21 protein-coding genes are annotated in these 25,891 nt (G+C 75.7%); 10 read left to right on the plus strand and 11 right to left on the minus strand.

Translation table 11 applies throughout. From position 1 onward, the window contains the following. The first annotated feature begins 33 nt into the window (after nt 1-33). Nucleotides 34-1,305 carry a Gfo/Idh/MocA family oxidoreductase gene (locus HNR12_RS07440; RefSeq protein WP_179766794.1) on the plus strand — a complete coding sequence of 424 codons (1,272 nt, stop codon included), beginning with the start codon at nt 34-36 and terminating at the stop codon, nt 1,303-1,305. 108 nt (nt 1,306-1,413) lie between these two features. On the opposite strand, the gene HNR12_RS07445 is transcribed toward HNR12_RS07440, so the two are convergent. The 3 genes from HNR12_RS07445 to HNR12_RS07455 all read right to left on the minus strand — a co-directional run bounded on the left by HNR12_RS07445 (nt 1,414) and on the right by HNR12_RS07455 (nt 5,063). After that, nucleotides 1,414-2,349, minus strand: coding sequence for a 5'-methylthioadenosine/S-adenosylhomocysteine nucleosidase family protein (locus tag HNR12_RS07445; RefSeq protein WP_246425023.1), 936 nt, complete (start codon nt 2,347-2,349; stop codon nt 1,414-1,416). A gap of 52 nt (nt 2,350-2,401) precedes the next feature. Then, nucleotides 2,402-4,207, minus strand: a complete 1,806-nt coding sequence (locus HNR12_RS07450) for a hypothetical protein (RefSeq protein ID WP_179766795.1) — start codon at nt 4,205-4,207, stop codon at nt 2,402-2,404. Between the two features lie 181 nt (nt 4,208-4,388). Next, nucleotides 4,389-5,063 carry a hypothetical protein gene (locus tag HNR12_RS07455; RefSeq protein WP_179766796.1) on the minus strand — a complete coding sequence of 225 codons (675 nt, stop codon included), beginning with the start codon at nt 5,061-5,063 and terminating at the stop codon, nt 4,389-4,391. A gap of 192 nt (nt 5,064-5,255) precedes the next feature. On the opposite strand from HNR12_RS07455, the gene HNR12_RS07460 reads away from it, so the two are divergent. Next, nucleotides 5,256-5,987 (plus strand): NUDIX hydrolase, encoded by a 732-nt coding sequence (locus HNR12_RS07460; protein ID WP_308118456.1) that lies wholly within the window; start codon nt 5,256-5,258, stop codon nt 5,985-5,987. A 469-nt stretch (nt 5,988-6,456) separates the two neighbouring features. Next, nucleotides 6,457-6,897 carry an MFS transporter gene (locus HNR12_RS27795; RefSeq protein ID WP_218901886.1) on the plus strand — a complete coding sequence of 147 codons (441 nt, stop codon included), beginning with the start codon at nt 6,457-6,459 and terminating at the stop codon, nt 6,895-6,897. A gap of 11 nt (nt 6,898-6,908) precedes the next feature. On the opposite strand, the gene HNR12_RS07470 is transcribed toward HNR12_RS27795, so the two are convergent. From HNR12_RS07470 to HNR12_RS07480, 3 genes are all read right to left on the minus strand, one after another. Then, nucleotides 6,909-8,321, minus strand: a complete 1,413-nt coding sequence (locus HNR12_RS07470; protein ID WP_179766798.1) for an extracellular solute-binding protein — start codon at nt 8,319-8,321, stop codon at nt 6,909-6,911. 328 nt (nt 8,322-8,649) lie between these two features. Next, nucleotides 8,650-10,998, minus strand: a complete 2,349-nt coding sequence (locus HNR12_RS07475) for a vWA domain-containing protein (protein WP_179766799.1) — start codon at nt 10,996-10,998, stop codon at nt 8,650-8,652. Nucleotides 10,999-11,760: 762 nt separating this feature from the next. Beyond that, a complete protein-coding gene (locus tag HNR12_RS07480) occupies nt 11,761-12,387 on the minus strand; it encodes a TetR/AcrR family transcriptional regulator (protein WP_179766800.1) in 627 nt (208 codons plus the stop codon). Nucleotides 12,388-12,474: 87 nt separating this feature from the next. Here HNR12_RS07480 and HNR12_RS07485 point away from each other — a divergent pair, with 87 nt between their 5' ends. Continuing rightward, nucleotides 12,475-12,954, plus strand: coding sequence for a hypothetical protein (locus HNR12_RS07485; protein ID WP_179766801.1), 480 nt, complete (start codon nt 12,475-12,477; stop codon nt 12,952-12,954). 138 nt (nt 12,955-13,092) lie between these two features. On the opposite strand, the gene HNR12_RS07490 is transcribed toward HNR12_RS07485, so the two are convergent. From HNR12_RS07490 to HNR12_RS07500, 3 genes are all read right to left on the minus strand, one after another. Next, nucleotides 13,093-14,046 (minus strand): NADP-dependent oxidoreductase, encoded by a 954-nt coding sequence (locus HNR12_RS07490; RefSeq protein WP_179766802.1) that lies wholly within the window; start codon nt 14,044-14,046, stop codon nt 13,093-13,095. A gap of 512 nt (nt 14,047-14,558) precedes the next feature. Next, nucleotides 14,559-15,419, minus strand: a complete 861-nt coding sequence (locus HNR12_RS07495) for an ABC transporter ATP-binding protein (RefSeq protein ID WP_394353909.1) — start codon at nt 15,417-15,419, stop codon at nt 14,559-14,561. Then, nucleotides 15,412-16,311, minus strand: coding sequence for an ABC transporter permease (locus tag HNR12_RS07500; protein ID WP_308118457.1), 900 nt, complete (start codon nt 16,309-16,311; stop codon nt 15,412-15,414). Before HNR12_RS07500 ends, HNR12_RS07495 begins: the two co-directional genes overlap by 8 nt. Before the next feature lie 164 nt (nt 16,312-16,475). Here HNR12_RS07500 and HNR12_RS07505 point away from each other — a divergent pair, with 164 nt between their 5' ends. The 5 genes from HNR12_RS07505 (at nt 16,476) to HNR12_RS07525 (ending at nt 22,587) form a co-directional block, all read left to right on the plus strand. Next, on the plus strand, nt 16,476-17,102 hold the full coding sequence (locus tag HNR12_RS07505) for a TetR/AcrR family transcriptional regulator (protein WP_179766804.1): 627 nt from the start codon (nt 16,476-16,478) through the stop codon (nt 17,100-17,102). Between the two features lie 59 nt (nt 17,103-17,161). Further along, nucleotides 17,162-17,581, plus strand: a complete 420-nt coding sequence (locus HNR12_RS07510; RefSeq protein WP_179765510.1) for a hypothetical protein — start codon at nt 17,162-17,164, stop codon at nt 17,579-17,581. 372 nt (nt 17,582-17,953) lie between these two features. Then, nucleotides 17,954-20,848 carry a glycoside hydrolase family 9 protein gene (locus HNR12_RS07515; RefSeq protein ID WP_179766805.1) on the plus strand — a complete coding sequence of 965 codons (2,895 nt, stop codon included), beginning with the start codon at nt 17,954-17,956 and terminating at the stop codon, nt 20,846-20,848. Between the two features lie 194 nt (nt 20,849-21,042). Continuing rightward, nucleotides 21,043-21,519 (plus strand): hypothetical protein, encoded by a 477-nt coding sequence (locus HNR12_RS07520; RefSeq protein WP_179766806.1) that lies wholly within the window; start codon nt 21,043-21,045, stop codon nt 21,517-21,519. 195 nt (nt 21,520-21,714) lie between these two features. Next, the gene (locus HNR12_RS07525) at nt 21,715-22,587 is read left to right on the plus strand and encodes an alpha/beta fold hydrolase (RefSeq protein WP_179766807.1); all 873 of its coding nucleotides are present in this window, start codon (nt 21,715-21,717) and stop codon (nt 22,585-22,587) included. Between the two features lie 101 nt (nt 22,588-22,688). Here HNR12_RS07525 and HNR12_RS07530 read toward each other — a convergent pair whose 3' ends face one another. Further along, complete coding sequence (locus HNR12_RS07530; protein ID WP_179766808.1) at nt 22,689-23,612, minus strand: DUF2207 domain-containing protein; 924 nt, start codon at nt 23,610-23,612, stop codon at nt 22,689-22,691. A gap of 220 nt (nt 23,613-23,832) precedes the next feature. Between HNR12_RS07530 and HNR12_RS07535 the strand changes: the two genes are divergently transcribed. Next, nucleotides 23,833-24,840, plus strand: coding sequence for a sodium:calcium antiporter (locus HNR12_RS07535; protein WP_246425024.1), 1,008 nt, complete (start codon nt 23,833-23,835; stop codon nt 24,838-24,840). On the opposite strand, the gene HNR12_RS07540 is transcribed toward HNR12_RS07535, so the two are convergent. After that, nucleotides 24,837-25,790, minus strand: a complete 954-nt coding sequence (locus HNR12_RS07540) for a cation diffusion facilitator family transporter (protein WP_179766809.1) — start codon at nt 25,788-25,790, stop codon at nt 24,837-24,839. The two genes, HNR12_RS07535 and HNR12_RS07540, sit on opposite strands and share 4 nt — an antisense overlap. Nucleotides 25,791-25,891 lie beyond the last annotated feature (101 nt).

The raw sequence follows: 25,891 nt of genomic DNA on the forward strand, positions 1-25,891 counted from the left end.
GCGGCACCCGTCCACGGATATGGAGTGACCAACGTGACAGCACAGGCGAGCGGCCGGCTCGGAGTCGGCATCGTCGGCAGCGGGTTCATCGCCGACTTCCACACCCGCGCCTTCCGCGGCGTGCGCGACGCCGACGTGACCGCGGTCTGCGGGCGCACCGAGGAGCGGGTGCGGCGCATCTGCGACCTGGCGCGCGAGCTGCGGGTGGGCGACCCCACCGCCTACGCCGACGTCCGCGACATGGTGCGCGACCCGGCCGTGGACGCCGTGTGGGTGACCACGCCCAACCACGTGCGGGTGGAGACCGTGCGGGCGATCGTGGAGGAGGTGGCCGCGGGGCGGGCCTCGCTGCGCGGGATCGCCATCGAGAAGCCGCTGGGCCGCACGGTCGCCGAGGCCGAGGAGGTGCTGCGGCTGGTGGAGAGCGTGGGGCTGCTGCACGGCTACCTGGAGAACCAGGTGTTCGCGCCGGGGGTGACCCGCGCGCACGAGCTGGCGTGGAAGCGCGGCGCGGCGGCGTCGGGCACCCCCTACCTGGCGCGCTGCGCCGAGGAGCACAGCGGCCCGCACAACGGGTGGTTCTGGCAGGGCGACAAGCAGGGCGGCGGCGTCCTCAGCGACATGATGTGCCACAGCGTCGAGGCGGGGCGGTTCCTGCTGACCCCGCCCGGGGTCTCCGCCGACGACTGGCTGACCCCGGTCAGCGTGGACGCCACGATCGCCAGCCTGAAGTGGTCGCGCCCCTCCTACGCCGACGAGCTGGCGCGCCGCTACGGCGCCGAGGTCGACTACCGGTCCCGGCCCTCGGAGGACTACGCGCGGGCCACCATCGTCTACCGCAACGGCGACGGCGACGAGGTGGTGGCCGAGGGCACGACGTCCTGGAGCTACGTGGGCGCGGGCCTGCGGCTGACCTTCGAGCTGCTGGGCCCCGAGTACGCCATGTCGGTGAACAGCCTGGACACCGAGGCCAAGGTGTTCCTCAGCCGCGAGATCGCCGGCCGTCCGGGCGAGGACCTGGTCGAGAAGCAGAACGCCGAGGGGGGCCTGATGCCGGTCCTGCCCGACGAGGCCGGGGCCTACGGCTACACCGAGGAGAACCGGCACATGGTGACGCGGTTCCTCGACGGCGCCGCCCCCGCCGAGAGCCTGGCCGACGGCCTGCAGGTGACGCGGCTGCTGATGGCCGCCTACCTGTCGGCGCAGGAGGGCCGCCGGGTCGACCTGGCCGACCCGGCGACCGCCGAGAAGCTGGCCGGGTTCGTCCCCGACGTCGCCCAGGGCACCTGGCGCTCGGGGCGCTGATCCGCCGCGCCCGGTTCCCCGCCGCCCGGTCTTCCGGGCGGTCCGGGCGCGTGGGAAGCGCCGAGGGGGCGCCACTCCGCCCCCTCGGCGCCCTGTCCCCGGCGCGGGTCAGGTCCGGGTGAACAGGTCCAGGAACGCGCAGGTGAACGCGGCGGCGCTGCGGGCCGCGACCGGTTGCCAGCGCGCGTCGGAGGCGGCGTCCTTGCCGGTGAGCAGGTCGGAGATGCCGCGCACCACCAGGACGTCGGCGTGGTCGGCGAGGGACGCCCCGTGCAGCACGCCGTAGCCCTCCATCTCCACGGCGACCGCGTCGCCGGCGAAGGCGCGGACGCGCCGGGCGGTGGGAGAGTCGGCGTGGGCCAGGAGCTTGCCCCCGGCCGCGATGGGCTTGACGAACGCGCGGGGCGCCACGCCCGGCTCGGGGTCGATGATGTAGTCGGTCCACTCCTGGCGGAACACGACGTCCATGGCGCGCTGCACCACCGCGTGCGAGGGCACCGCGGTCCGGGCGCGCGGCCAAACGTCCTCGCCGGCGCCCTCCTTGGCGCTCTCGTAGTCGTAGACGGCGTCGGCGGCCACCACGTCGCCCAGCCGCACGTCCTTGAGGCCGCCAGCCACGCCCGCGAACACGATCAGCTCGGGCGCGAACGCGGTGCGGGCGCGCTCGACGTGCAGGGCGGCGCCGGTGTTGCCCGGTCCGATCTGGGCCAGGGCGACCCGGCGCGCCCGCTCCCGGCCGCGGAAGGTGCCCAGGCGGTAGAGGGTGCCGCTGACCGTGCGCTCCTCGAACGGCCCGCCCAGGTGGGCGGCGACGGCGCGGTACTCGCAGTCGACGGCGGTGATCACCACCGCACCGCCGGACAGTCCGGGACCGTCGGCCCAGCCGGGCGCGGCGCGCTCCGCGGGGCCGGCGGGCGTGTCCGGGCCGGGCTCCGGCGGGGCGTACTGGTGGGCGGAGGAGCCGCGGCCCACGCTGACCGGGCCGGTGAAGGTCATGCGGCCGCCGTGGTTGGCGATGCCCTCGTTGGGGGTGGGGGTGCTCATCGGGTGGTCCGTCCTTCGGCGGGGGCGGTGCGGGCGGTGGCGCGGGCCGGGGTCACGGCCGCTTCGGGCTGTCGGCGAGGCTCTGGGTGGCCGTGGAGCGGGGGCCCACCGACACCGGTCCGGAGAAGGTGGCGGTGCCGCCGAACTGCTGCAGGCCGAGGTTGATGTTCTGCACGATGCCGTCGAGGTCGCTGGTGTCGTAGCCCTCGCGCTTGAGCGCGCGGCTGAGCGAGGTCAGGCAGCGCTTGGTGATGGCGCCCGAGACCCGCCGCACGTCGTGGAGCTGGAAGAGCTGACGGTAGTCGGTGCCGGCGGCGGCCTCGCGGATGCTGAGCCGCGGGGCGAAGTCGATGTAGGTGCGCCCCTCGCGCAGGTGGCGCCGGTAGTCGGCGGCGAAGCGCTCCGCCCGCCAGCGGGTGAGGTTGTGGCTGACGAGTTCGGTGACGAACCCACCGAGGTCGGGCAGCAGCCGGCGCAGCGCCGTGAGCGCGCGGCGGCCCCCGGACTCGGTGCCGGCGTCGACGGCGGCCATGTGGCGCGGGTCGATGGGCGGCATCACGAACGTCTCGCCCTCCACCCGCAGCGAGCCGCCGTGGACGCTGAGGCGGACGAAGGCGGTCACCACGATCTGGCCGTCCCACATGCTGACGCCCGCCTCCAGGAAGTGCCGGGCGCGCTCGTGGGAGCCGCGGATGAACTCGGCCACCCATTCGGGGCGCAGCGCCCCGGTGGCCGGGTCGACGAGTGCGTCCCGCACGGTCTCGGGGGTGTGGGTGCGCCGGCCGGTGAGGAACACGCAGTCGGCCACGTCGACGGGGCGGGGGGTGGCGCGGCCGCCGTCCTCGGCGCCGAGTCGGCGCAGGTCGGTGCGCAGCCCCTCGTACAGGGCCTCGACCAGCGCGGGACCGGAGCGCGAGGGGGTGCCGTGGGCGCCGCCGGCCTCGCCGCCGTGGGTGTCGCCGGGTTCGCCGGTGTCGCCGGGCGCCCGGGCGGGGCGCAGGTCCAGTGTCAGCGGCCACTCCTGGTAGCGCACGCCGGTGCCGATGAACGGGTTGAACCGGCTGAAGAAGCCGACGGGCACGGTGCCGACGCCGCTGGCCGAGGCGCGCTCGCCTCCGTCCTGGCGCAGGATGTCCTCGACGGCGGCGCCGCGCCGCTGGTGGTACCACAGCGCGATCACGAAGGCTCCGACGGCGTAGCAGGCCAGCGCCGCCGGCCACGGCATGATCCGGAACACGGCGGGGGCGTCGGGATCGGCGGCGCCGGGCGCGTAGGGGTCGGACTCGGGCGTGGTCCACGGGTCGGGTTCGGGCGGCGCGGCGGCCATGTAGGCCACGTAGCCGGCGACCACCACGCACATCAGCAGGACCGCACCGGCCGCCACGGACATCGCCTTGCCCTGGAGCGCGGTGCCCCGGAATCCCGGCTGGCCGGTGCCCTGCTGGAAGGCGGTGAGCGTGACCAGGGCGAAGGCGGCGAGCACGAGGAGCGCGACCACCAGGTGCACGAACAGCAGCGGAACCCACAGGCTCGCCAGCGCGGCGCCGGCGACGCTCGCGGCGCGTCGCGCTCGGGCGCATTCGGCGACCACGGCCCGGGGGTCCAGGCCGGGTTCGCGGGAGAGGGCGCGGTAGGCGTGGTCCTGGCGTTCGGCCAAAACCCGCCGCCGGAAGTCGACGTCCTGCCAGGCGGCGCAGCGCAGCACCGTGGTGGGGTCGAACTCGCTGACCCCGGCGATGTCGTCGACGCCGCGCGGGGGCGGCGGCTGCGGGGACGGCGGGGGCTGCTGCGGGGGCGGGGGCTGCGGGGACGACTGGGGGCCGCCCGGCGGCGGCGCGGGGCGCTGGGACTCGGTCACGGTCGGCTCCTTGGGCTGAGGGCTGCCGGGGGCGGGGGCGCGGGCGCCGCCGGCGCGCGGTCGGGGGGATCGTCGTGGCGTGTGGAAAGGAACTGGCCGCGCGGCGGAAGAGGCCGCGCGTACGAGAAGGACTCGGCGGACGGCAAGGGCCGGTCGGCGGCGGGAGCGCCTCGGCGCCGGTTCACGGTCGGCGCACCGGTTCGCGCGGGGCCGGCCGCCCCGCCTCCCACGCGGACGCGAAGACGCGCGCCGCGAAGTCGTAGAGGTGTCCGGGTCTTCGGGCGACGATACAGGGGGAGTTCCGGCCGTGTGCGGTACTCAGGTAAAGGGTCAGGTAGGCGACCTTGTCGGTCATGACCACCCGGAACAGGTTGGGCAGGTTGTAGAAGCGGATCTCGCAGTGGTCCCTGCCCTTGGCCGCCTCGGCGAGGTAGGCGGCGTTCAGCCGCACCTGCTCACCCAGGAGGCCGGGGCGGAAACCGGGGTCGCGGGCGCGCAGCTCGTCCTCGCGCGCCGCCAGCCAGGTGTCGCGGCCCGGCTCGGGGTCGGGCAGCAGGATCTCGACCGCGCGCAGCGGCCACTCGGTCCCCGTCCACAGCGGCTGGAAGGTCTCGCGGGTGAGTTCGCCGCCGCGCCCCGCCAGGACGCGCAGCCACTCGCCCCGGGGGATGTCGGCGGCGATGTCGGTGCTCGCCGAGCGCTGGGTGCGGTAGACGCGCTCCACGCCCAAACCGGTGGCGCGGCCCAGCAGGCGCAGCACCAGCCGCCGGGCGCGGCGGGACAGCAGCCAGCCCACCGCCGCGACGAGCGCGGTGGTCGCCAGCGAGCTGGCCAGCCCGAGGAGGAACTCCGCCATCACGCCCCCTTCCGGCCGGGCGGCGAGCGACGGCGGCCCGCCCGTCCGGGCGGGCTGCCGCACCGCCGCGCCCACGGGCCGCCGCGCCGGCCGGAGGGTCCGGCCGCCATTTCTGGTCAGTTCGACCATAAGGGGGCGACCGGGATCAGGTCAAGGTGACTTTTAGGTGGTGGCGCGTTGTACGTTGGCGGGGTGACCACCGAGAGGCCGAGCCGCCCGAGCGGCCCGTTCCCCGCCGCCGTGACCGTGGACCTGGTGATCCTGACCGTGCGCGAGGGGGCGCTGCACGTCCTGCTCATCGAGCGCGGCAACGAGCCGTTCCGGGGCAGCCCGGCGCTGCCGGGCGGCTACGTCCGCCCGTGGGAGGGGCTGGACGAGACGGCGCTGCGCGAACTGCGCGAGGAGACCGGCCTGGACGGCCGCCGCCTGCACCTGGAGCAGCTGCGCAGCTACGGCGCCCCCGACCGCGACCCGCGCGGCCGCACGGTCACGGTCGCCTACCTGGCCCTGGGCCCCGACCTTCCGGTGCCGGTGGCGGGCACCGACGCCCACGCGGCCCGGTGGGTCCCGGTGGCGCGGGCGCTGGGCGAGGGGTTCGGCCTGGCCTTCGACCACGCCGCGATCCTGGCCGACGGCGTGGAGCGGGCCCGCTCCCAACTGGAGTACACGACGGCGGCGACGGCCTTCTGCACCGAGCCGTTCACCATGAGCGAACTGCGCGGCGTCTACGAGGTGGTGTGGGGGATCTCCCTGGACCCCAGCAACTTCCGCCGCAAGGTCACCCGCACGGCGGGCTTCGTGGTGCCCACGGGCGAGCGCCGCGCCATGGAGTCGGGCCGCCCCGCCGCCCTGTACCGCAGGGGCCCCGCCCGCGACCTGTACCCGCCGCTGCTGAGATCGAGCGAGATGACGGCCTCCGGATAGCCCGCCCGGCACGCGTTCCCGGCGGCGCGGACGACTCCCGCGCGCCGCGCCCGGCGGGCGGAACGCCCCCATGCGACCGCCGCGGGTGAGCGGTTCGGCCGCCGGGGCGTGCGGCCTCCTGGCGGTGGCGCTCTCCCTTACCGACCTGGAGACACCGTCCTGGCCGGCCGGCGCCGGGCGGTTCGTCGCCGCGGTCCCGTCCCTGGTACCGGCCCTGGCCTCGGCCCCTGCTGGCCGAGGGGACGGCCACGGTGCTGGGGTTCTGGCCCGTCCCGGCCGCCGCCGCGGCGGGCGCCGCAGTCGCGGCGGCGTGGGACGCCCACTGGGGCGGCCGTCTCCGGCGCTGACCGCCGGTCAGGGCTCCTCGGGGGTCCAGGCGGCGACGAGGTCGAGCAGGCCGGGGAAGCGGGCGGCCCCCTCCCTGCTGGCGGACGTCGTCGGCGTCCGCGGCGGCACCGCCGCGGGGGCCATGGTGTTCGCGATGTTCCTGGCCGCCATCGGCGCGCAGACCGCCCTCCAACGGCTCCCCCGCCGCGCCGTCCTCCTCCTGGGCGCGGCCGGCACCGCCGCGAGCATGCTCGCCCTGGTGGCCGCCGTGCACACGTCCTCGGCCGCGCTCCTGGCCGCCTCGGCACTGCTGGCCGGAGCGGGCCAGGGCCTGGGCCAACTCGGCGGGCTCTCACTGCTCAACTCCGCGCTGCCCCCGCGGCGGCTGGCCGAGGCCAACGCCGCCTTCAACGTCGGCGGCTACGTCCCCGCCGGACTGCTGCCGGTCCTGACCGGCTACCTGAGCGACCACGCGGGCCTCACCGCCGCGACCACCGCCTTCGGCGCCGTCCTGCTCACCCTCGCCGCCACCGGAGCCACCGTGGTAGCCACCGGCCGCCGCCGCGTCCACGGACCGGCGTGACGCCGTCCTCCTCAGCGGCCCTCCAGCGCCCCCTCCAAGCGGGTCTCCAAAGCCGCCAGCTCGCTCTCGGGCGGGGGGCCGTCGGACTGGCGGAGGAGGCGGTTGAGGTCGGTGTAGAGGACCTGGGTGTAGCGGGGGTAGTAGGGGCTGGTGGGGCGGTGGCGGGCGTTGGCGACCTCGTCGAGGAGCAGGCGGGTGTACTCCTCGCCCCGGCGGTCCGCCACCGAGGCGCCGGAGTCCCCGGTGCCGCCCGGGCACGGGCCCGCCACCGCGCCCGAGTAGGCGTCCTCGCGGGCGGGCGAGTAGCCGCCGCAGTAGAGGAGGCGGCGCTGCTGCTCGGGGGCGGTCAGGTACTCCACCAGGTCCCACGCCGCCTCCGCCTGGTCGGAGTCGCGGCTGACCGTGAGGCTCTGGCCGCCCAGGACGCTCTCGCCGGGCAGCGGCACGACGTCGAACTCGATCGGCTCGGCGCCCGCCGCCGCCCCGCCGCCGCCCGAGCCGTCCTCGGCCTCGGCCGGCGGACCGCCCGCCTGCTCGCCGCGCGCCGGCTCGGCGGCCGGGTCGCGGGCCAGCACGTCGTACCAGCCGGGCCAGTTGCGCATGGCCACGACCTCGCCGTCCACGAAGTGCCGGAAGCTGTCGTACTCGGTGGCACCGTCGCCGAGCACACCGGGGTGCACGGTTCCGTCGCCCAGCCCCCGCGCCACCAGGTCCACCGCCGAGCGGCCCGGGCCGGAGGCGAACGCCACCGGCCGGTCCTCGTCGGCCTGGCCGCCGCGCATGCCGTACATCAGCTCCAGCATGTTGACGGTCAGCCCCTCGTAGGGCGCGAACTGGCCGCTGTAGCCGTAGGCGACGCCCTCGGCCTCGGCGGTGGCACGCAGCAGGTCCAGCGTGCCGGCCCAGTTGCGCCCTTCGAGGTCGGCGGCGTCCAGCAGGTCCGAGCGGTAGTAGAGCAGCCCCACGTCGGCGATGAACGGCACCGCCCACACCTTCTCGTCGTAGGTGACCGAGGCGATGGAGGGGCCCAGGACCGCGTCGACCGCGACGTCGCCGGGCACCGGCTCCACCCAGCCGTTGCGCGCGAACTCCGCCGTCCACTGGTTGTCGATGTTGAGGACGTCGTAGGTGAACCCCTCGGTCTGGGTCCAGCGCACGAACTCGGCGTGGACCAGGTCGGCGGCGCTGGAGATCTCGACCAGCTCCGCGCGCGGCTCGCCGGGCGCCCGCCGGGCGTTCCACTCCTCCACGAACAGCCGGTAGAGGCCGGTGCCCGAGACGTCCTGCCGGGTGACCACGGTGATGGTGGCCGGGGCGCCCGCGCCCATCGGCCCCGATGCCAGCAGCCCGCCGACCAGGGCCAGGACGGACAGCACGGCGGTGACGGCCGTCGCCAGCACCGCGCGCGGCCGGCGGTGGTCCATGAGCAGCCAGCCGAGTGCCCGGGAGGACCCGCGCCGGCCGCGGAGGCCGGGGACGGCGCCCGCGCGGCCATCCGGGGGCGGCGGGAGCGGAGGCGGTGGTGCGGTCATCGGCAACCTCCCTCTTCCCGCGCCCGGGGGTGCGGCCGCCGGGACGTCCGCGGGGTAGGCGGGGTCGGGGCGGCGGACACGGTCGGCGGGGTGGGCGCGGTGGGCGGGGTCGGCAAGGCGGGCGCGGCGGGAACCGTCCACTCGGCGGGCGGGGCCGACACGGGGAGGGTGATCGGCGCGGCGGCGGCGCGGGCGCCGGCGGCTTCCGGTTCGGACGTGGTCACTGGGCCCGCGCCTCCCCCAGGACGCGCAGGGCGGCCTCGCCGGGGCTGTCGGCGTCGGCGGGGACGCAGTCGACCAGCGGGTGCTCGGCCAGCTCCGGCAGGCCCGCCACGTCGCAGGGGTCCACGCGCCCCCAGCGGCGGGTCTCGTCGCCGACCGCGACCAGCCGCACGCGCACCCCGGCGGCGTCGAGGCGATCGGCCGTCGCATCGGCGCTGAGGCCGCCCCCGGCGGGTTCGCCCACGCCGTCGGTGAAGACGACGAGCACGGGCTCGGCGGCGGCCGCGCCCTGCTCGCCGCCCGCGTCGGCGCCCTCGGGCGGATCCTCCTCGGGCCGGGCGTCGGCCCAGGCCGCCAGGGCCTCCGCGCCCTCGGCGACCACCTCGCGCAGCGGCGTCGCCTCCCGGTCGGGCGCGAGCGCGGCCAGCTCGCGCACGATGAGTCCGCCGGTCCGCACCTGCGGGTCGACCAGGGCGGTCGCGTCGGCCGCCGAGGGGCCGCGCCCCTGCGGGAACGCCCACAGCCCCAGCGCGTCGCGCGGCCCGGCCGACTGCGCCAGCACGGCGGCCTCCTCCAGCGCCGTGGCGAACTTGCGGTTGGGCGTGCCCATGGACGAGGACCTGTCGACCGCCAGCAGCAGCGCCGCGCTCCCCTGCGAGGAGTCGTAGAGGTCGAGTACCGCGCCCGCGGCGTCGCGCCACGCCTCCGGGTCGCCCTCGGGGTTGGGCAGCTGCGCGGGCGCCGAGCCGACCCCCATCGTCACGCGCCCGGCCCCCGCCTCGTTGCGGTAGCCCGCGTAGGCGCCCGCCGCCGACGGGCTCGCCCCCGCCTCGCGGTAGGGCCGGTCGAAGGCGGCGGGCGGGTACTCGGTCATGAAGCCGTCCAGGTAGCGCTCGAAGCGCCGCAGCTCGGCGGCCACCTCGGGGGCCTCCACCACGGGCCGCGCCGCGTCCGCGTCGGCGCCCGCGCGCACGCCCGTGACGCGGACGAAGGGGTGGTCCAGGACGGGGAGTTCAGAGGAGTAGAGCGCGGTCAGCTCCGCGCCGGAGTCGGTCGGCCCCGGGCAGGCCGCCCGCCAGGCGGGTCCCTCGGCCGCCTCGTAGACCGCCGCCTCGGTGGTCAGCGCGGCGACGGGCACGGTGTCGTGAGCGTGCTGGGCGACCTGGCAGACCAGGTCGCGCTCGGTGTGGGCGGTGAGGCCCAGGGACAGTTCGTGCTCGATCTCGGCGGCCCGGTCGGCGTCGAGCAGGTCGCCGCCGGGGGCGATGGCGCCGTTGGCGGCGTAGAGGAAGGCCGTGTGCAGCATCGCGGCGGCGGAGTCGCCGGGATCGGCGCGGGCGACGCGCACCCCGGCCGGGCCGACCGCCTCGCGCAGGGCCGCGTAGGGGTCGTCCAGCACCACGGCGTCGGGGTCGTCGCCGGTGACCTCGGCCGCCAGGTCGCGCGGCACGGCCAGGACGAGCGGGGTGAGGCGGGTGGCCTCGCCGACGTCGATCGCGGTGACCTGGGTGAGGGGCGCGCCGCCGTCGGGCGGCGCGGTGGCGGCGGGACTGCCGGCGGAACCGGCCGCGCCCGCGGCGCTGCCGCCGCCCAGGTCGTCGGCGGCGGTGGGGGCGCCGTCGGCGGCGCGCGCGGCGAGGGCGTCGCGCACCATCAGCGCCTCGACGGTGGAGTCGGGGATCCAGACGTGCGGCAGCGGTCCGAGCCGGGAGTCCCAGGTGCCCAGGAGCGCGTTGCGCATGCGCTGGCCGTCGTCCACGGCGTAGACGGTGACGCGGACACTGCGGCAGCGCTCGCCCGAGCCGCCGTCGGCGGCGCGCTCCTCGGCGAAGGCGGCGGCGACGGCCTCGACGGCGGGCTCGCTGTCGGGGGTGGTGGCGACCACGATCTCGGTCGGCGGCGCGCAGGAGTCGTCGAAGGGGGAGGACAGCAGGGCGCCCAGGAGGACGAAGACGGCGGCCGGGGCGAGGACGTAGCGGGCGAGGGTCAGGGCGACCCGGGGCTTGCCGTCGCGCTGGGGGAACAGCGCGGCGAGGCGCCGCCGCAGGCGGGCGGCGCGGCCGAGGGGAAGGGCGCCCCCGGGTGGTGCAGGGTCAGAGGAGGCGCCGGGGGGCGGTCCGGGCGGCGCCAGCAGCGCCCACCACCAGACTCCGGCGACCAGCCAGACGAACACCGATCCGGCGAGCACGTACCAGAGGGCCTGGACCCCCCACTCGGGCGCGGAGTCCGGAACCCCGGCACCGAGGACGCCGGAACTCAGGGTCGCGATGCCGAAACTCAGCCACGTCAGCTCACGCAGCAGCCCGGTCAACGGCGCCTCGCCGCCCTGCCTTCCCTCCTCCTCCACGTCGCCGACCTCCTATGCGACCCGCCCGCCCACACGGGGGACGGCGGTCGCCGCCACGGCGGTGTGTGGTCGAAACATACGGCGTTCCCCGTAAACGGAACGACCACCGCAAACCGAGTGGCCGGATGCGGACTGAGTTGATCTTGGACTGACCGTTTCGAACGCCGGGCGTCAGTCCCAGTAATGGATTTTCACTCCCTCGGCATTCACCACATACTGCCGAATGGTACGCACGTGGGCGAATCACCTAATGAAGGCCGCGATTCCAATGCTCGATACGGCCGTTTTCGGCCGTGAGGGGTGGCAGAAGCGGCGGGACGGTTCTCGGCGGCCGCCCCGCCGCCTCTTTCTCGGCGGGCGGCCTCAGCGCCGGTGGCGGCCCTTATGGCGTGAAAGGGCGCGGCCGGACCGGCGGGCCGAAACCGCGGCCACGGCGGCGCCCACCGCCACGGCCAGGATCGCGGTGATCAGCAGCCGCCGACTTTCCGGCGGAATCACCGGTGGACGGGTACGCTGGGATTTCATGGTTCTCCCTCTTCGGGTGGATCGCCAAGGGGGTCGCGTTCGTCGCCGGCAAGCTGGGACGCGGCCCTCTTTTTCGACTTCGTTCCTCGCGTTTCCGAGCGTCATATGCACGTGCATATGCACGGCGATTCTATGCCGTCGCCCTTCCTCCGGGAGGGAGTTCCCCGATTTCCACCGACCGGGAGAATCACCACAGAACGGACACACGGCCCCCGGCGTCGAACCGCGCCCGGCCCCTCACGCCTCCCGCGGCGCCAGCCCGTCGAACGCCAGCGTGGTGACCGCCTCCGCGATGGCCGCCGCGTCGTAGCGCCCCTCCGGCCGGTACCACTCCACCAGCGAGTTGACCATCCCGAACAGCAGCCGCGTGGCGAGGTCCGGCGGGATGTCGGTGCGCAGCGCGCCCTCCTCCGCCGCCGCGCGGACCAGTCCGGCCAGGGCCGCGTCGATCCGCCTGCGCCGCCGCAGCGCCTCCTGCTCCACCTCGCTGTTGCCGCGCACCCGCAGCAGCAGGGTCACCGCCGGCAGGTGCTCCACCAGCACCACCACGCTGCCGCGCACGGCCTCCTCCAGCCGCGCGTAGGCGGTGCCGCCGCCCCGCTCCGCGCGCGCGGCGGCGTCGATCACCGCCGTCAGCGCGTCCAGCGCCTCGTCCAGCGCCGCCTGGAGCAGGTGGGACTTGCTCGGGAAGTGGTGGTAGATGGCCGACTTGGTCAGCCCCAGCTCCCGCGCGAGGTCGCCCACGCTCGTGCCGTCGTAGCCGCGCCGGTTGAACAGGTCGATGGCGCGGCGGAGCACGGCCTCCTGGTCGTATCCCGGCCGGCCGCGCCGCGCCGCCGTACTGGTGGGCGATGGCCGTGACATGGGAACAGGCTCTCATATCGGACGTCCCACCACCGGGCGGCCCGGCTGCGCCGACCGGCCCGGCCCCCATGGCGGAGAATGCCGGTCATGAGTGACCACTACGAAGTCGTCTTCTCCTGCTTCCTCCGTGACGACACCCCCCGCTCGGTCCTCGCGGAGCTGCGCTGGCACCTGGGCGTGGACGACGAGCCGCCCGAGACCGTCGACCTGGACCGCTGCCCCGCCCCCCTGCTGGACCCCGACCCCGACAGCCCGCTTCCGGGCGGCGACGTCGGGCACCTGCGCCGCCAGTCGCGCACGGACTCCCACGGGCCCGACGCCGATCCGGGCCTGCGGGAGCGCCTGCTCGACGGCGGCGAGCGCCACGCGTGGGGCCTGTACAGCCGCAGCCACTGGCTGGACGACGACCTCGGCCGCGTCTGCGACGTCCTGGAACTGGTGGCGCCGCACCTGGACCACTCCGGCTACGGCGGGCACTACCGCGACGTCTACGGCAGCGAGGTCACCGTGTTCGTGTTCGACGGGGACGGCGGCTACGAAGTGCGCAAGCCCGGCGGCGGGGCCTGACCCCGGCGGTGCGCCCGCCCCCGCCCGCCGCGCTCCCCCGCGCCGTCCGGCCGTCCCCCGCTGCCCGCCGTCTCAGGACCGCGACCGGACCGGTCCCGAGATCGGGTCCGGCCGGGGCCGCCCTGGGGCGCGCGGCCGCTAGAACGTGAGGACCAGCCGCCCGCGCACGCCCCCGGCCTCCAGGAGGCGGTGGGCCTCCGGCGCCTCCTCGGCGGGCAGGGTGCGCGCCACGCGCAGGGTCACCACGCCGTCCTCGGCCTGCTGCCGCAGCCGGTCGAGCCTGGCCCGCTCGCGGGCGTAGCGCACCACCAGCACGGGGTGGTAGGAGACCCCGCGCTCGGCGGCCGCGGAGTCGCCCGCGCCGTCGTACCCGCGCACCGTGGCGATCCCTCCGCCGTCGCGCACCGCGCCGGACACCGCCGCGTCGAGCACGGCGCCGTCGGCGAGGGCGTCGACCCCCTCGGGGACCGCCTCGCGGATGCGCCGGGCGACGTCCGCGCCGCGCGGCACCACCACGTCGGCGCCCAGGTCGGCGACCAGCCTCTCGTCCCTGGGCGCGGCGTCGGCCACCACGCGCAGGCCGTCGGCCTTGGCCAGCTGCACGACGTAGCCGCCGAAGGCGCCCGCCGCGCCGGCGACCGCGATGGTCTGGCCGGGCCGCAGGTCCAGCACGTCCAGCGCCAGGCGGGCGGTCAGCCCGTTCATGGGCAGGGTGGCCGCCGCCGCGTGGTCGGCGCCGGAGGGTGCGCGCACCACCGACTCCGCCGGCAGGACCAGGCTCTCGCTGTAGGCGCCGTGGGCGCCGTCGGGCACCACCACGGCCATGACCCGGTCGCCCACGGCGAGGTCGGTGTCGGTGCCCGCGCCGACCTCGTCGACGACCCCGGCCGCGTCCATTCCCGGGACGTAGGGCGGCGGGTCCTTGCGCTGGTGCCTGGCCCGCGCGCCGTTGCGGACGAAGGTGTCGGTGGGGTTGACCGCGGCCGCGTGGACGCGCACCCGCACCTGGCCGGGCCCCGCGTGGCGCTCGGGGACGTCGAAGGGGCGGAGTGCTTCCGGTCCGCCGTACTCGGCTACTCCGATGACTCGCATACCTCCGGCAACACGGCGCGCAAGCCGCGGGATTCCCGGCCCGCGCGGGGGTGGGCGGGCGGAGCGGTGGCCGTGCGGAGGGCTCCCCGGGGGCGGGGGCTCCGCCGCAGCGGGGCCGGCCGCCCGGAGGCACGAGAGGCGGCGCGGGCACCCGCTGCGGCGTGCGGCGCTACGGGGTAGCGCCTCCCCATCCCGCCGGACCCGCCGCCCCGAGGAGCGGCGGCCGGCGCCTGCGGGCCGCGGGGGGCCGCGGCCGGGCGAACGCACGGGAACCGCTTTCCACACCCGCGCGGCGGCACGTCGCCCTCAACGAGGGTACGGCGTCCGACTCTTTTCTGTAAACACGTGACTACGAGGAGTGTTGACAGCCGCGGCGGGTCTCGCGCAGACTTTCCAGCGGGGTGTGCGCGGCAGCCGGACTCCCGGCCCCGGCGCCGCGCGCCACCGCCCACAGCGAGGCCGGGCGGTGGCACCCACGAAACACCACCGCCCGGCCCGCTCCCACGCCTCCGTCAGGAGGACATGAACTCCTCGTAGGCGGCCAGCACCTCGTCGGTCTCGCCGTCCATCACCAGGTTGCCGCTCTCCAGCCACAGCACCCGGTTGCAGGTGTCCTTGATCGACTTGTTGCTGTGGCTGACCAGGAACACCGTGCCGGCCTCCTCGCGCAGCTTGCGGATCCGCGCCTCCGACCGCTTGCGGAACTTGCGGTCGCCGGTGGCCAGCGCCTCGTCGATCATCAGCACGTCGTGCTTCTTGGCCGAGGCGATCGAGAACCGCAGCCGCGCCGCCATGCCCGAGGAGTAGGCGCGCATCGGCAGCGAGCTGAAGTCGCCCTTCTCGTTGATCCCGGAGAACTTGATGATCTCGTCGCGCTTGGCGTGCGCCTCCTCCGGGGTCATGCCCATGGCCAAACAGCCCAGGATCACGTTGCGCTCGCCGCTGAGGTCGTTCATCAGCGCGGCGTTGACGCCCAGCAGCGAGGGCTGGCCGTTGGTGTAGACGCGCCCGCTCTCGGGCGGCATGAGTCCGGCGATGGCCCGCAGCATGGTGGACTTGCCCGAGCCGTTGGAGCCGATCAGCCCGATCGCCTCGCCCCGGTAGGCGGTGAAGCTGACGCCCTTGACGGCGTGCACCTCGCGCCCGCGCTTGGGCTGGCGGCCGGTGACGAACCGCTTGAGCCGGGCCCGGGCGCTCTCCTTGGCGGCGGGGACGGCGCGGCCCTTGGCGCCGGCGCCGCGCAGCCGGTAGACCACGTGCAGGTTGTCGACGATGACCGTGGGCTGCCGCTCCTCGGTGGCCGCGGCCGCCTCGGCGGCGGGGCCCGCCTGCGTCACCGGTGCGGTGCCGTTCTCGGTGCGCTGCTCAGTCACGGCCGTACTCCTCCTCAGCCCGCCAGAAGTAGATGAATCCGCCGATGAAGGCGAGCAGGGCCCAGCCCAGCGCCAGCGCCCAGACGTGCGGGGGGAGCTGGGCGGAGGTGAAGCTGTCGATGAGCGCGAAGCGCATGAGGTCGATGTAGACGGCGGCGGGGTTGACGTCGAGGACGACCTGCACCCAGCGCGGCGCGTCGGCGGCCATGATGTCGATGCTGTACATGACGCCGGAGGCGTACATCCAGGTCCGCAGCACGAACGGCAGCAGCTGCGAGGCGTCGCTCACCTTGCTGCCGATGCGCGCCGCCCACATGGCCAGGCCGGTGTTGAACAGCAGCTGCACCACCAGGATCGGCACGATCAGCAGCCAGTGCACCCGGGGGAGCTGCCCCATGGCCAGCACGATGACCAGCAGGACCGCCATCGAGACCAGCATCTCGCGGAGCTGGATGAGGACGGCCGAGACCGGCATGGCCGCGCGGGGGAAGTGCAGCGCCCGGATCAGGCCGCGGTCGCCGGAGATCGCCTTGACCCCCGCCATCACCGACTTGCGGGTGAAGTCGAAGATGAAGACGCCGGTGACCAGGAAGGGGATGAAGTCGGGGACCCCGCGGCTGGTGCCCAGCAGCAGGCCGAAGATGAGGTAGTAGACCGCCGCGTTCAGCAGCGGGGTGAAGACGTGCCAGAGCTGGCCGAGGCGGGCGCGGGTGTACTTCGTCGTGGAGCGCGCCTTGGCGAACTCCGTGATGAAGTGGCGGTGCCGCCATAACCTGCGAATGTACTCGACCAGGTGGGGCCGGGCGCCGCTGACGGACAGCCCGTACCTGGCGGCCCGCTCCGCGGCGTCGGACTCCGGCCGCTCGTGTGCGGCGACTCCGTCTAGTGCCACGCGTCTGCTCACTTCGGATCTTTCAGCGGTTAAGGGTGGCGCCGTGCTCCCGGCCGGCCCGGCGCCCAAGCGCATACGACAGAACGCAACCGTTTCGTCGCCTCGTAGCGTAGGGCGGAGTAGGACAGAACGCAACCGTTTCGTCCCTACGCTAGTATGGCCGCGTGACCGCCGCTGAGAAACCCTCGTCGCGCCGCGCCCCGGCCGGGGCGGCGGTGCTGCAACGGGATGTCACACTGGCGATCCAGGCCGCGGTGTTCGCCGAACTGGCCGAGCACGGCTACGGGCGGATGTCCATCGAGGCGGTCGCCCGCCGCGCGGGTGTCGGCAAGACCGCAATCTATCGCCGCTGGAACTCCAAGCTGCAAATGGTGATCGACGTGGTCTCGACGGCCGCCGTGAAGGTCATGCCGGTGCCCGACACCGGCAGCCTGCGCGGCGACATCCGCGAACTGCTCGACGCCGGCGCCCAGGCGATGCGGCACCCGCTGGCCTCGCAGATCGTACCCGACCTCCTGGCCGAGGCCGCCCGCAACCCGGACATCGCCGACACGTTGGAGAAGGCGCTGCGCGAGACCCAGCAGGGGGTCAGCGCCGTCATGATCGGCAACGCCGTGGAGCGCGGCGAACTTCCCGCCGACACCGACGTCGAACTCGCCCTGGACATGGTCTTCGGCCCGCTGTACTGGCGGGTGGCCGTCACGCGCAGCCCGGTCTCCCCCGACTACCTGGACCGCCTCGCCCAGGGGGCCGCCGCCGCCCTCGTCGGCGCGCACGACCCCGCGGCCTAGGCCCGACCGCTCCGACCGGCCCCGCCGCGCCTGTCAGTGGGATGGCGCACACTGGCCGCATGGGTGTTCTCCTCCACTACTCCGCCACGCGCGGCCGGGCCCTCACCGCCGGCGAACGCGCGCGCCTGGCCGCGCTGGCCGAGCGCACGTGGCAGGCACTGCGCGACGACCTGCGCGGCCGCCTGCCCGACTGGCACGCCCGCGCCCAGGTCCCGCCGTCCCTCGACCGCCCCGAGCTCATCGCCGAGGGCCCCCGCCTCTACCCCGAGGACTCCCTCGAACCCGGTGAGATCCTCGCGGGGGCGAGCAAGGTCTCCCACTCCGGGTGCGGCGAGGAGCCGGTGATCGTGCAGGTGGAGCACCTGGTGGCGATGCTGACCCTGATGCGCCGCGCGCTCCCCGACGCCGTGTGGCGCGTGCGCGTCGACGACCACGACCTGCCGTGGAACGCCCGCGCGCAGTGCTACGAACTGGACTGACAAACCTGGCCGGCCGCGCCGCCGCGCCCCTCCCCCGGCCCCGTCCGCGCCGCCGCGCGCACCGGCCGCCGCCGCGCGGCCCAACGGGTGCGGGTTACCGCCGTGCCGCACTTGAGACCGGTTTGTTACGGAGCATCCGCCTCGGGGACGGAAGCCGAGCTGGGAAACGGCGCCCCGCTAGCAGGTGAACCGATTCGACGGCCGGCGGCGCGCCGGTGCTCACTGTGTGTGCATTGACACATCCGCAATGCCGCTGTCACGATTCGGCTACGCATGGGAGCGCTCCCAATCCGCTCCCGCACGCTCGGAGACCCGCGAAGGAACCCCGTCCATCCCCCTCATCCCCCATCCCTTTCAACGCGAGGACTCTCAATGAGCCCAGTTTCCCCCCGCGTCCGACACGCGGCGGGGGCGGTCACGGCCGCCTCCGCCCTGGCCCTCTCCCTGCTCGCCGGCGCGCCCGCCGCCGCCGACGAGGCCGAGCAGGTCGTCAACGGCGGCTTCGACAACGGCACCACCGGCTGGTGGCACACCGAGAACACCCCGGCCCAGGTGGTCGACGGCCGCCTGTGCGCCGAGGTCGAGGGCGGCACCGTCAACGCCTGGGACGCCATCGTCGGCCAGGACGACATCGACCTTGCCGAGGGCGAGTCCTACGAGCTGACCTTCACCGCCTCGGCAACCACCGACGTGGCCGTCCGCGCCCTGGTGCAGGAGCCGGTCGCGCCCTACACCACCTACCTCGCCGAGCGCCCCGTGCTGAGCGGTGAGGCGCAGACCTTCAGCTACGTCTTCACCTCCACCACCACCCGCGACGACGCCCAGCTCGCCTTCCAGCTCGGCGGCGCCGACGAGGCGTGGACCTTCTGCCTGGACGACGTGTCGCTCACCGGCGGCGCCGAGCCGCCCGAGTACGACCCCGACACCGGCCCGCCGGTGCGGGTGAACCAGGTCGGCTACCTGCCCGACGGCCCCAAGAACGCCACGCTGGTGACCGAGGCCACCACGGCGCTGCCCTGGGAGCTGGCCGACGCCTCCGGCGAGGTGGTGGCCGAGGGCGAGACCGTGCCCGAGGGCGTGGACCCCAGCTCCGGCGAGAACGTGCACTCCATCGACTTCGGCGACTACACCGGCGAGGGCACCGGGTACACGCTCACCGCCGACGGCGCCACCAGCCACCCTTTCGACATCTCCGGCGCCTTCTACGAGGACCTGCGGGTGGACGCGCTGTCGCTGTACTACCCCCAGCGCAGCGGCATCGAGATCAGCGACGAGATCATGCCCGGCTACGGCCGCGAGGCCGGCCACGTGGGCGTGCCGCCCAACCAGGGCGACACCAGCGTGCCGTGCGCGCCGGGGTCGGGCTGCGACTACGAGCTGGACGTCTCCGGCGGCTGGTACGACGCCGGCGACCACGGCAAGTACGTCGTCAACGGCGGCATCTCGGCCTCCCAGGTCATGAGCGTGTGGGAGCGCACCACCTACGCCGACACCGCCAGCCCCGACCGCCTGGGCGACAACACCCTGCCGCTGCCCGAGCACGACAACGGCGTGCCCGACGTGCTGGACGAGGCGCGCTGGGAGATGGAGTTCCTGCTGAGCATGCAGGTGCCCGAGGGCGAGGACCTGGCGGGCATGGCCCACCACAAGATCCACGACGCGGAGTGGACCGGCCTGCCGTTGATGCCGGCCGACGACCCCCAGCCGCGCTACCTCCAGCCGCCCTCCACGGCGGCCACGCTGAACCTGGCGGCCACCGGCGCCCAGTGCGCCCGGGTGTTCGAGCCCTACGACGCCGACTTCGCCGCGCGCTGCCTGGCGGCGGCCGAGACCGCGTGGCAGGCGGCGCTGGACAACCCCGAGGTCTACGCCCCGGCGACCGGTGTCGGCGGCGGCCCCTACAACGACGACAACGTCGAGGACGAGTTCTACTGGGCGGCGGCCGAGCTGTTCATCACCACCGGTGAGCAGGTCTACGAGGACGCCGTCATGGACTCCCCCCAGCACACCGAGGACGTGTTCACCGCCGCCGGCTTCAGCTGGGGCGCGGTGGCCCCGCTGGGCCGGATGAACCTGGCGGCGGTGCCCAACGACCTGCCCGACCGCGACCGCGTGGTCGACTCGGTCGTGGCCGGCGCCGACCGGTACCTGGAGACCGTGGCCGAGCACCCCTACGGCCTGCCCTACGCCCCCGAGGACGGCGAGTTCGTCTGGGGCTCCAACAGCCAGGTGCTGAACAACATGGTGGTCATGGCCGCGGCCTTCGACCTCACCGGCGACACCGCCTACCGCGACGGCGTCGTGGAGGGCATGGACTACATCCTGGGCCGCAACGCCCTCAACCAGTCCTACGTGACCGGCTACGGCGAGAACGCGGCGGAGAACCAGCACAGCCGCTGGTACGCCCACCAGCTCGACCCGGACCTGCCCAACCCGCCGCCGGGCACGCTCTCGGGCGGGCCCAACTCGGTGGAGAGCACGTGGGACCCGGTCGCCCAGGAGAACCTGGAGGGCTGCGCCCCGCAGTTCTGCTACATCGACGACATCGAGTCCTGGGCCACCAACGAGCTGACCATCAACTGGAACGCGCCGCTGGCGATCGTGGCCTCCTTCGTCGCCGACCAGACCGGCGGCGGGGGCGACCCCGAGGACCGCACGCCGCCCAGCGCTCCGGGCGCGCCCAAGGCCTCCGACGTCACCGCCGACGGCGCCACCCTGGCCTGGGAGCCGGCGACCGACGAGGGCGGCAGCGGCCTGGCCGGCTACGACGTCTACCGGGTCACCGGCGACGGCGCCGAGCGGGTCGGCACCACCCGGGAGCCGGAGTTCGCGGTCACCGGTCTGGAGCCCGAGACCGAGTACACCTACCGCGTCGTCGCCCGCGACGGCGCGGGCAACGAGTCCGAGCCCAGCGCGAGCGTCACGTTCACCACCTCCCCCGAGGGCGGCGGGGGCGAGACGTGCGCGGTGGACTACCGCACCCACGACTGGAGCGGCGGCTTCACCGGGTCGGTGACGGTCACCAACACCGGTGACGCGCCCATCCGCGCCTGGGAGCTGGCGTTCGACTTCACCGCGGGCCAGACGCTCACCCACGGCTGGAGCGCCGAGTGGGCGCAGCGCGGCGCCACCGTCACGGCCAAGGGGATGTCGTGGAACCGCGACATCGCCCCGGGCGCCTCGGTGACCGCCGGCTTCAACGGCCGGTGGAGCGGGAGCAACCCCGCGCCCGAGGAGTTCACCGTCAACGGCGAGACCTGCGCCTGACGGCGGGCCGGCCGGAGCCCCGGCGCGGCCTCGCCGCGCCGGGCACACCGACCCCCACCGGCCGGCCCGCGGCGGCCGGGGCGCCCCCACCCCCGCCCCGGCCGCCGTTCCCGCCGCCCTTCCCCGCGCCCGGAGCGCGGTGGAGGCGGCGGGGACGCGCGCATGGGCGGGCGGCGGGTGGGCAGCGTCCCCCCATGGACACCACCGCAACGCTCGCCGCCCTGGCCTCGGCCGCGGGGCGGGGCATGCTCGCCGGGGTCGCGGGCACGGCCGCCATGACGGTCTCCAGCACGCTGGAGGCCCGGCTGCGCGGCCGGGGCGGCAGCAGCACCCCCGAGCAGGCGGCGGGCGCCGTACTGGGCGTGCGGCCCCGCGACGAGAGCGGCGAGCGGCGCTTCAACACGCTGGTCCACTGGGGCTACGGCACGATGTGGGGCGCCGTGCGCGGCGTCATCGGCGCGGCCACCGGCGCCGCCGGGGTGCCCGCGGCCCTGGCGCACCTGCTCGTGGTCTGGGGCGCCGAGCAGGCCGTGCTGCCCGCCACCGGCTCCGCTCCCCCGGCGTGGCGCTGGGGCGCCGCCGAGGTGGGCGTCGACCTGCTGCACCACGCCGTCTACGCCGCCGCGGCCGGCGCCGCCTACGACCTGCTGACCGCGGCCGGCCGGCCCTAGACTCGGCCGCGTCCGCGCCGCCCGCCCCGCGGCGCGGCCGGCGGGTAGCGGCGGGCGGGGCGGGTACCTGATCCCGCGGCGCCCGCCGGACGTGCGCGCGGGCGCGGTGCCGGGGACGACCGTGCGGACCCCACCGCCGGCTCCGGTTCCACCACCCCTCGCCGCCGCCGCGCGGCCCGGACCAGGAGCACGCCCATGCCCCACCACGATTCCCGACCGCCCGTCGTCCTGCTGCCCGGCTTCTGGCACGGCACCTGGTGCTGGGCACCGGTGGCCGCCGAACTCACCGCGCGCGGGCGGCGCGCCGTCGCGGTGGACCCGCCCGGGCACGGCCTGGACACGCGCCCGCCGGTCTCGGCGCGGGCGCGGCCCTTCGACCCCGACGCCTTCGCCACCGAGCCGTCGCTGACGGCGGGGATCACCCTGGAGTCGGCGGCCGCCGACGTGGTGGCGCGCGTGGCGCACGTGGGCGGCGGCGGGCCGTGCGTGCTGGTGGCCCACAGCGCGGCCGGGCCGGTGGCCGTCCAGGCGGTCGAGCAGGCGCCGCACCTGTTCGCCCGCGTCGTGTACGTGTGCGCGTTCATGCCCACCGCCGGGCTGCCCGCCATGGCCTACATCGGGGCGCCGGAGAACGCGGGCGAGAAGGCCACGCCCGCGCTGCGCGCCGACCCCTCCACCGTGGGCACGATGCGGCTGGACCCGGGCTCGCCCGACCCCGACTACCGCGTGCACCTGCGCGACCTGTTCTACAACGACGTCGACGCCGCCGTGGCGGACGCGGCGATCGCCCTGCTGTCGCCCGACGGCCCCATCGGGGTGATGGCGGGCACCCCCGAGGCAACCGAGCAGGGGTGGGGCTCGGTGCCGCGCACCTACGTGGTGGGCACCCGCGACAACGCCCTCCGCCCCGGCCTCCAGCGCCGCTTCATCGCCGAGGCCGACGCCCGCTTCCCCCGCACCGCCACCGACATCGTGGAACTGGACTGCTCGCACTCGCCGTTCCTGTCGATGCCCGAGCGCCTGGCCGAGATCGTCGACACGGCCGAGGAGCGCGACGCGCGCGGCTGAGCGCGGCCCGGCAGCGGGCGCCGGGACGCGGCACCGCCCGGCGGGCGGCGCGCCGGACGCGCCGGGGGCGCCGCCCCGGCCCCCGGCGCGCGCGGGCGGGCTCACCGGTAGCGGTCGAACCCCTCGTCGTCGGCGAACCCGCGCAGGGCGCGCCGGGTGCGCGGGCGGGCGGCGCCGGAGCGGCGCTCGGCCACGGCCAGCATCAGCAGGATCGCGAACACCGCGACCCCGACCCCCACCATCCACAGGACCGTGGGGGCGTCCACGCCCCGGCCCGCGGGCACCGGGGCCGCGCCCGGGGGCAGGGTCGCGCCCAGCAGCAGGCCCTCCCCCGCCCGGAGGGGGCCGGCGCTGAACCGCGCGCGTGTGCCGCCGGGGCGCGCGGCGCAGGGCCGCTGGGCGCCGGGGGCGCCGGCGCGGCAGTCGGCCGCCGCCACGCCCCCGGCCGCGCGGACCTCGGCGCGCACGCGCTCCACCGGCAGCGCCCCGCCGGCCGGCCACAGGGCGTGCTCCAGGCGCGGGCGGCCGTCGGGGAGCGGGAACAGCAGGCGGTCGTAGCGGTAGTGCAGCACGACCGTGCGCGGCCCTTGGCCCTCGGCGCCCGCGCCGCCCAGGCGGACCGTGACGGCCGCGGCCGTGGCGGTGACGGCGACCGGGCCCAGGCCGGCGTCGTCGGCGACGCGCACGCCGGCCAGGCCCAGCGGCCGGGTCTGCCCGTCCACGCGGCCGCGCGCCGGGATCTCGCGGCGCACCGGGCGGTGCGGCGGCGCGCCGAGGCGGAAGGTGACCTCCTCGCGCACCCGCACCGCGCCCTCGCCGGTGACGGTGATGTCCACGTCCAGCCGCGTGACGGCGTGCCCCTCGGCCGCCGCCCCGCCCCGTGCGGCCGCGGCCGCGGTGCCCGGCCCGGCCAGCGCCAGCACCGCCGCCGCGCATCCGGCGGCGGCCGCCCGCAGCGCGGCCCGCGCCCCGTGGCGGCCCGCCGCGCGCCCCGCGGCCGCCCCCGCCCCCATCGCCCGCCTCATACCCTCTGGGATCGATCCGGGGGCGCCGGGGTTCCCCGGCGGGCGGCGCGCGCGGCGACCGCATGCGGACACCGCGCGGGAACTGCAGTGACGCTCCGCGTCGTGACGCACCCCACTCAACGCGCCGGCCGCTCGACGGTCGAGGGCGATATATCGGGTACGGGACCCTGCGGACCGCACCGCCTCAAGAAAGGGGACCACGTGCACGCAGGGGTGGCCGTTGTGGGCCAGCGCCCTGGTGATGGCGGCCGCCGCCGCGGCGCTGCTCATCGGCGGCGGGCCGTTCACCCGCCTGGTGGACCGCCTCGCCGACCGCACCGGGCTCGGCGGGACGATGGCCGGGATCATCCTGGTCGGCGCGGTGACGGCGCTGCCCGGCCTGATCACCAGCGTCCTGGGCGCGGCCCGGGGCGACGCCGAGTTCGCCATGAACAACGCGCTGGGCGGTATCGCCCTGCAGACGGTGTTCATCGCCCTGGCCGACGTGTTCTACCGGCGGGCCAACCTGGAGCACGCCGCGGCCTCGCTGCCCAACCTCCTCGCGCCCATCGGGCTGTCGATCCTGCTGTCCACCGTGCTGCTGGCCGGCGCCGGACCGCAGGTCACCGTGCTGGGCGTGCACCCGGTGTCGGTGCTGCTGGTGTTCCTGTACTGGTACTGGCTGCGGCTGTCGCGCAAGGTCGGCGACGACCCCATGTGGCGGGTCACGCCCACGCGCAACACCCAGCACGACGAGCCCGACCCCGCGTCGCGGCGGCCCGGGGAGTCGCTGCGGTCGATGTGGCTGAAGTTCGCCGGCCTCGCCGCGCTGGTGGCCCTCACCGGATACGCCACCGGTGAGGCCGGCCTGGCGCTGACCGAGCAGACGGGGCTGTCCAGCGGCGTGGTGGGCGCGGTGGTCACCGGGTTCGTCACGTCGCTGCCCGAGCTGGTGACCGTGCTCTACGCGGTGCGCATCCGCGCCCTGCACCTGGCCATCGGCGACATCATCGGCGGGAACGGGTTCGACGTGCTGTTCCTGTCGGCCAGCGACGTCGCCTACCGCGAGGGCTCCCTCTACGGCGCCATGACCCAGGGCGTGGTGCTGCTGGTGTCCCTGGGCATCGTGCTCAACCTGCTCGTGGCCGCCGGGCTGATCCGCCGCCAGGAGCACGGCATCGGGTTCGAGGGCGTGGCGATGTTCGCCTTCTACGCCCTGGGCATCGGCTTCCTGATGGGGATGGGCTAGGGCGTGCGCGGTACCGGCCCCTGCTGCGCGGCGCCCCCGGCGCGCAGCAGGTCGGGCTCGATGTAGACGAGCCCGGCGATGGGCACCGCCGCGCGGATCCGCTCCTCGGCGGCGTTGATGGCCCGCACCACGTCGACCGCGTCGTCCTCGGTGTCCACGGCGATCTTGGCGGCCACCAGCAGCTCCTCGGGGCCCAGGTGCATGGTGCGCATGTGGATCACGGTGTCCACGTCCTCGCCCGCCAGCAGCGCCCGCCGGATGCGCCCCACGTGCTCCGGGCTGGCCGACTCCCCGATGAGCAGGCTCTTGACCTCCACCGCCAGCACCACGGCGATGGCCACCAGCAGCAGGCCGATGGCGCCGGTGCCCAGGCCGTCCCACACGCCGTTGCCGGTGGCCAGGGTCAGGCCCACCCCCAGCAGCGCGAACACCAGGCCCAGCAGGGCGCCGGTGTCCTCCAGCAGGATCACGGGCAGCTCGGGCGCCTTGGCGCGGCGGATGAACGCGAACCATCCGGCGTCGCCGCGCACCGCGTTGGACTCCCGCACGGCCGTGCGCAGCGCGGTGCCCTCCATCGCCATCGACACCAGCAGCACCGCCACGGGGACCCAGTGCCAGGCGGTGATGGGGTGCGGGTCGGCGATCTTGTGCCACGCCTCGTAGAGGGCGAAGCACCCGCCCAGCGAGAACAGCACGATGGCCACGAGGAAGGCGTAGACGTAACGCTCGCGGCCGTAGCCGAAGGGGTGCTCGGCGTCGGCCCGGCGGCGCGCCCGGCGCCCGCCCACCAGCAGCAGCGCCTGGTTGCCGGAGTCGGCGACGGAGTGGATGGACTCCGCCAGCATCGCCGACGACCCCGTCAGCACATAGGCCACGAACTTGGTGGCGGCGATCCCCAGGTTGGCGCCCAGCGCCGTGACCACCGCGCGTGTGCTTCCCTCAGCGCTCATGACTTCCCCCCGTCGCGTCGCGCTGCTGAGGCGCCCGCTACCCCGCGGGCGCGCGAACCCGCGCATCCTACGCTCGCGGCCGCCGGGGCAGGGAGGGCGCC

Origin of the sequence: Streptomonospora nanhaiensis (genome assembly GCF_013410565.1) — a bacterium.
Lineage (GTDB): Bacteria > Actinomycetota > Actinomycetes > Streptosporangiales > Streptosporangiaceae > Streptomonospora > Streptomonospora nanhaiensis.

What these genes read in the sequence shown, in the direction of transcription:
- HNR12_RS07445 (WP_246425023.1), bottom strand. Translation starts at nt 2,349, where the DNA reads ATGAGCACCCCCACCCCCAACGAGGGCATCGCCAACCACGGCGGCCGC.
- HNR12_RS07455 (WP_179766796.1), bottom strand. Translation starts at nt 5,063, where the DNA reads ATGGCGGAGTTCCTCCTCGGGCTGGCCAGCTCGCTGGCGACCACCGCG.
- HNR12_RS27795 (WP_218901886.1), top strand. Translation starts at nt 6,457, where the DNA reads ATGGTGTTCGCGATGTTCCTGGCCGCCATCGGCGCGCAGACCGCCCTC.
- HNR12_RS07470 (WP_179766798.1), bottom strand. Translation starts at nt 8,321, where the DNA reads ATGGACCACCGCCGGCCGCGCGCGGTGCTGGCGACGGCCGTCACCGCC.
- HNR12_RS07480 (WP_179766800.1), bottom strand. Translation starts at nt 12,387, where the DNA reads ATGTCACGGCCATCGCCCACCAGTACGGCGGCGCGGCGCGGCCGGCCG.
- HNR12_RS07485 (WP_179766801.1), top strand. Translation starts at nt 12,475, where the DNA reads ATGAGTGACCACTACGAAGTCGTCTTCTCCTGCTTCCTCCGTGACGAC.
- HNR12_RS07490 (WP_179766802.1), bottom strand. Translation starts at nt 14,046, where the DNA reads ATGCGAGTCATCGGAGTAGCCGAGTACGGCGGACCGGAAGCACTCCGC.
- HNR12_RS07510 (WP_179765510.1), top strand. Translation starts at nt 17,162, where the DNA reads ATGGGTGTTCTCCTCCACTACTCCGCCACGCGCGGCCGGGCCCTCACC.
- HNR12_RS07515 (WP_179766805.1), top strand. Translation starts at nt 17,954, where the DNA reads ATGAGCCCAGTTTCCCCCCGCGTCCGACACGCGGCGGGGGCGGTCACG.
- HNR12_RS07520 (WP_179766806.1), top strand. Translation starts at nt 21,043, where the DNA reads ATGGACACCACCGCAACGCTCGCCGCCCTGGCCTCGGCCGCGGGGCGG.
- HNR12_RS07525 (WP_179766807.1), top strand. Translation starts at nt 21,715, where the DNA reads ATGCCCCACCACGATTCCCGACCGCCCGTCGTCCTGCTGCCCGGCTTC.
- HNR12_RS07530 (WP_179766808.1), bottom strand. Translation starts at nt 23,612, where the DNA reads ATGAGGCGGGCGATGGGGGCGGGGGCGGCCGCGGGGCGCGCGGCGGGC.
- HNR12_RS07540 (WP_179766809.1), bottom strand. Translation starts at nt 25,790, where the DNA reads ATGAGCGCTGAGGGAAGCACACGCGCGGTGGTCACGGCGCTGGGCGCC.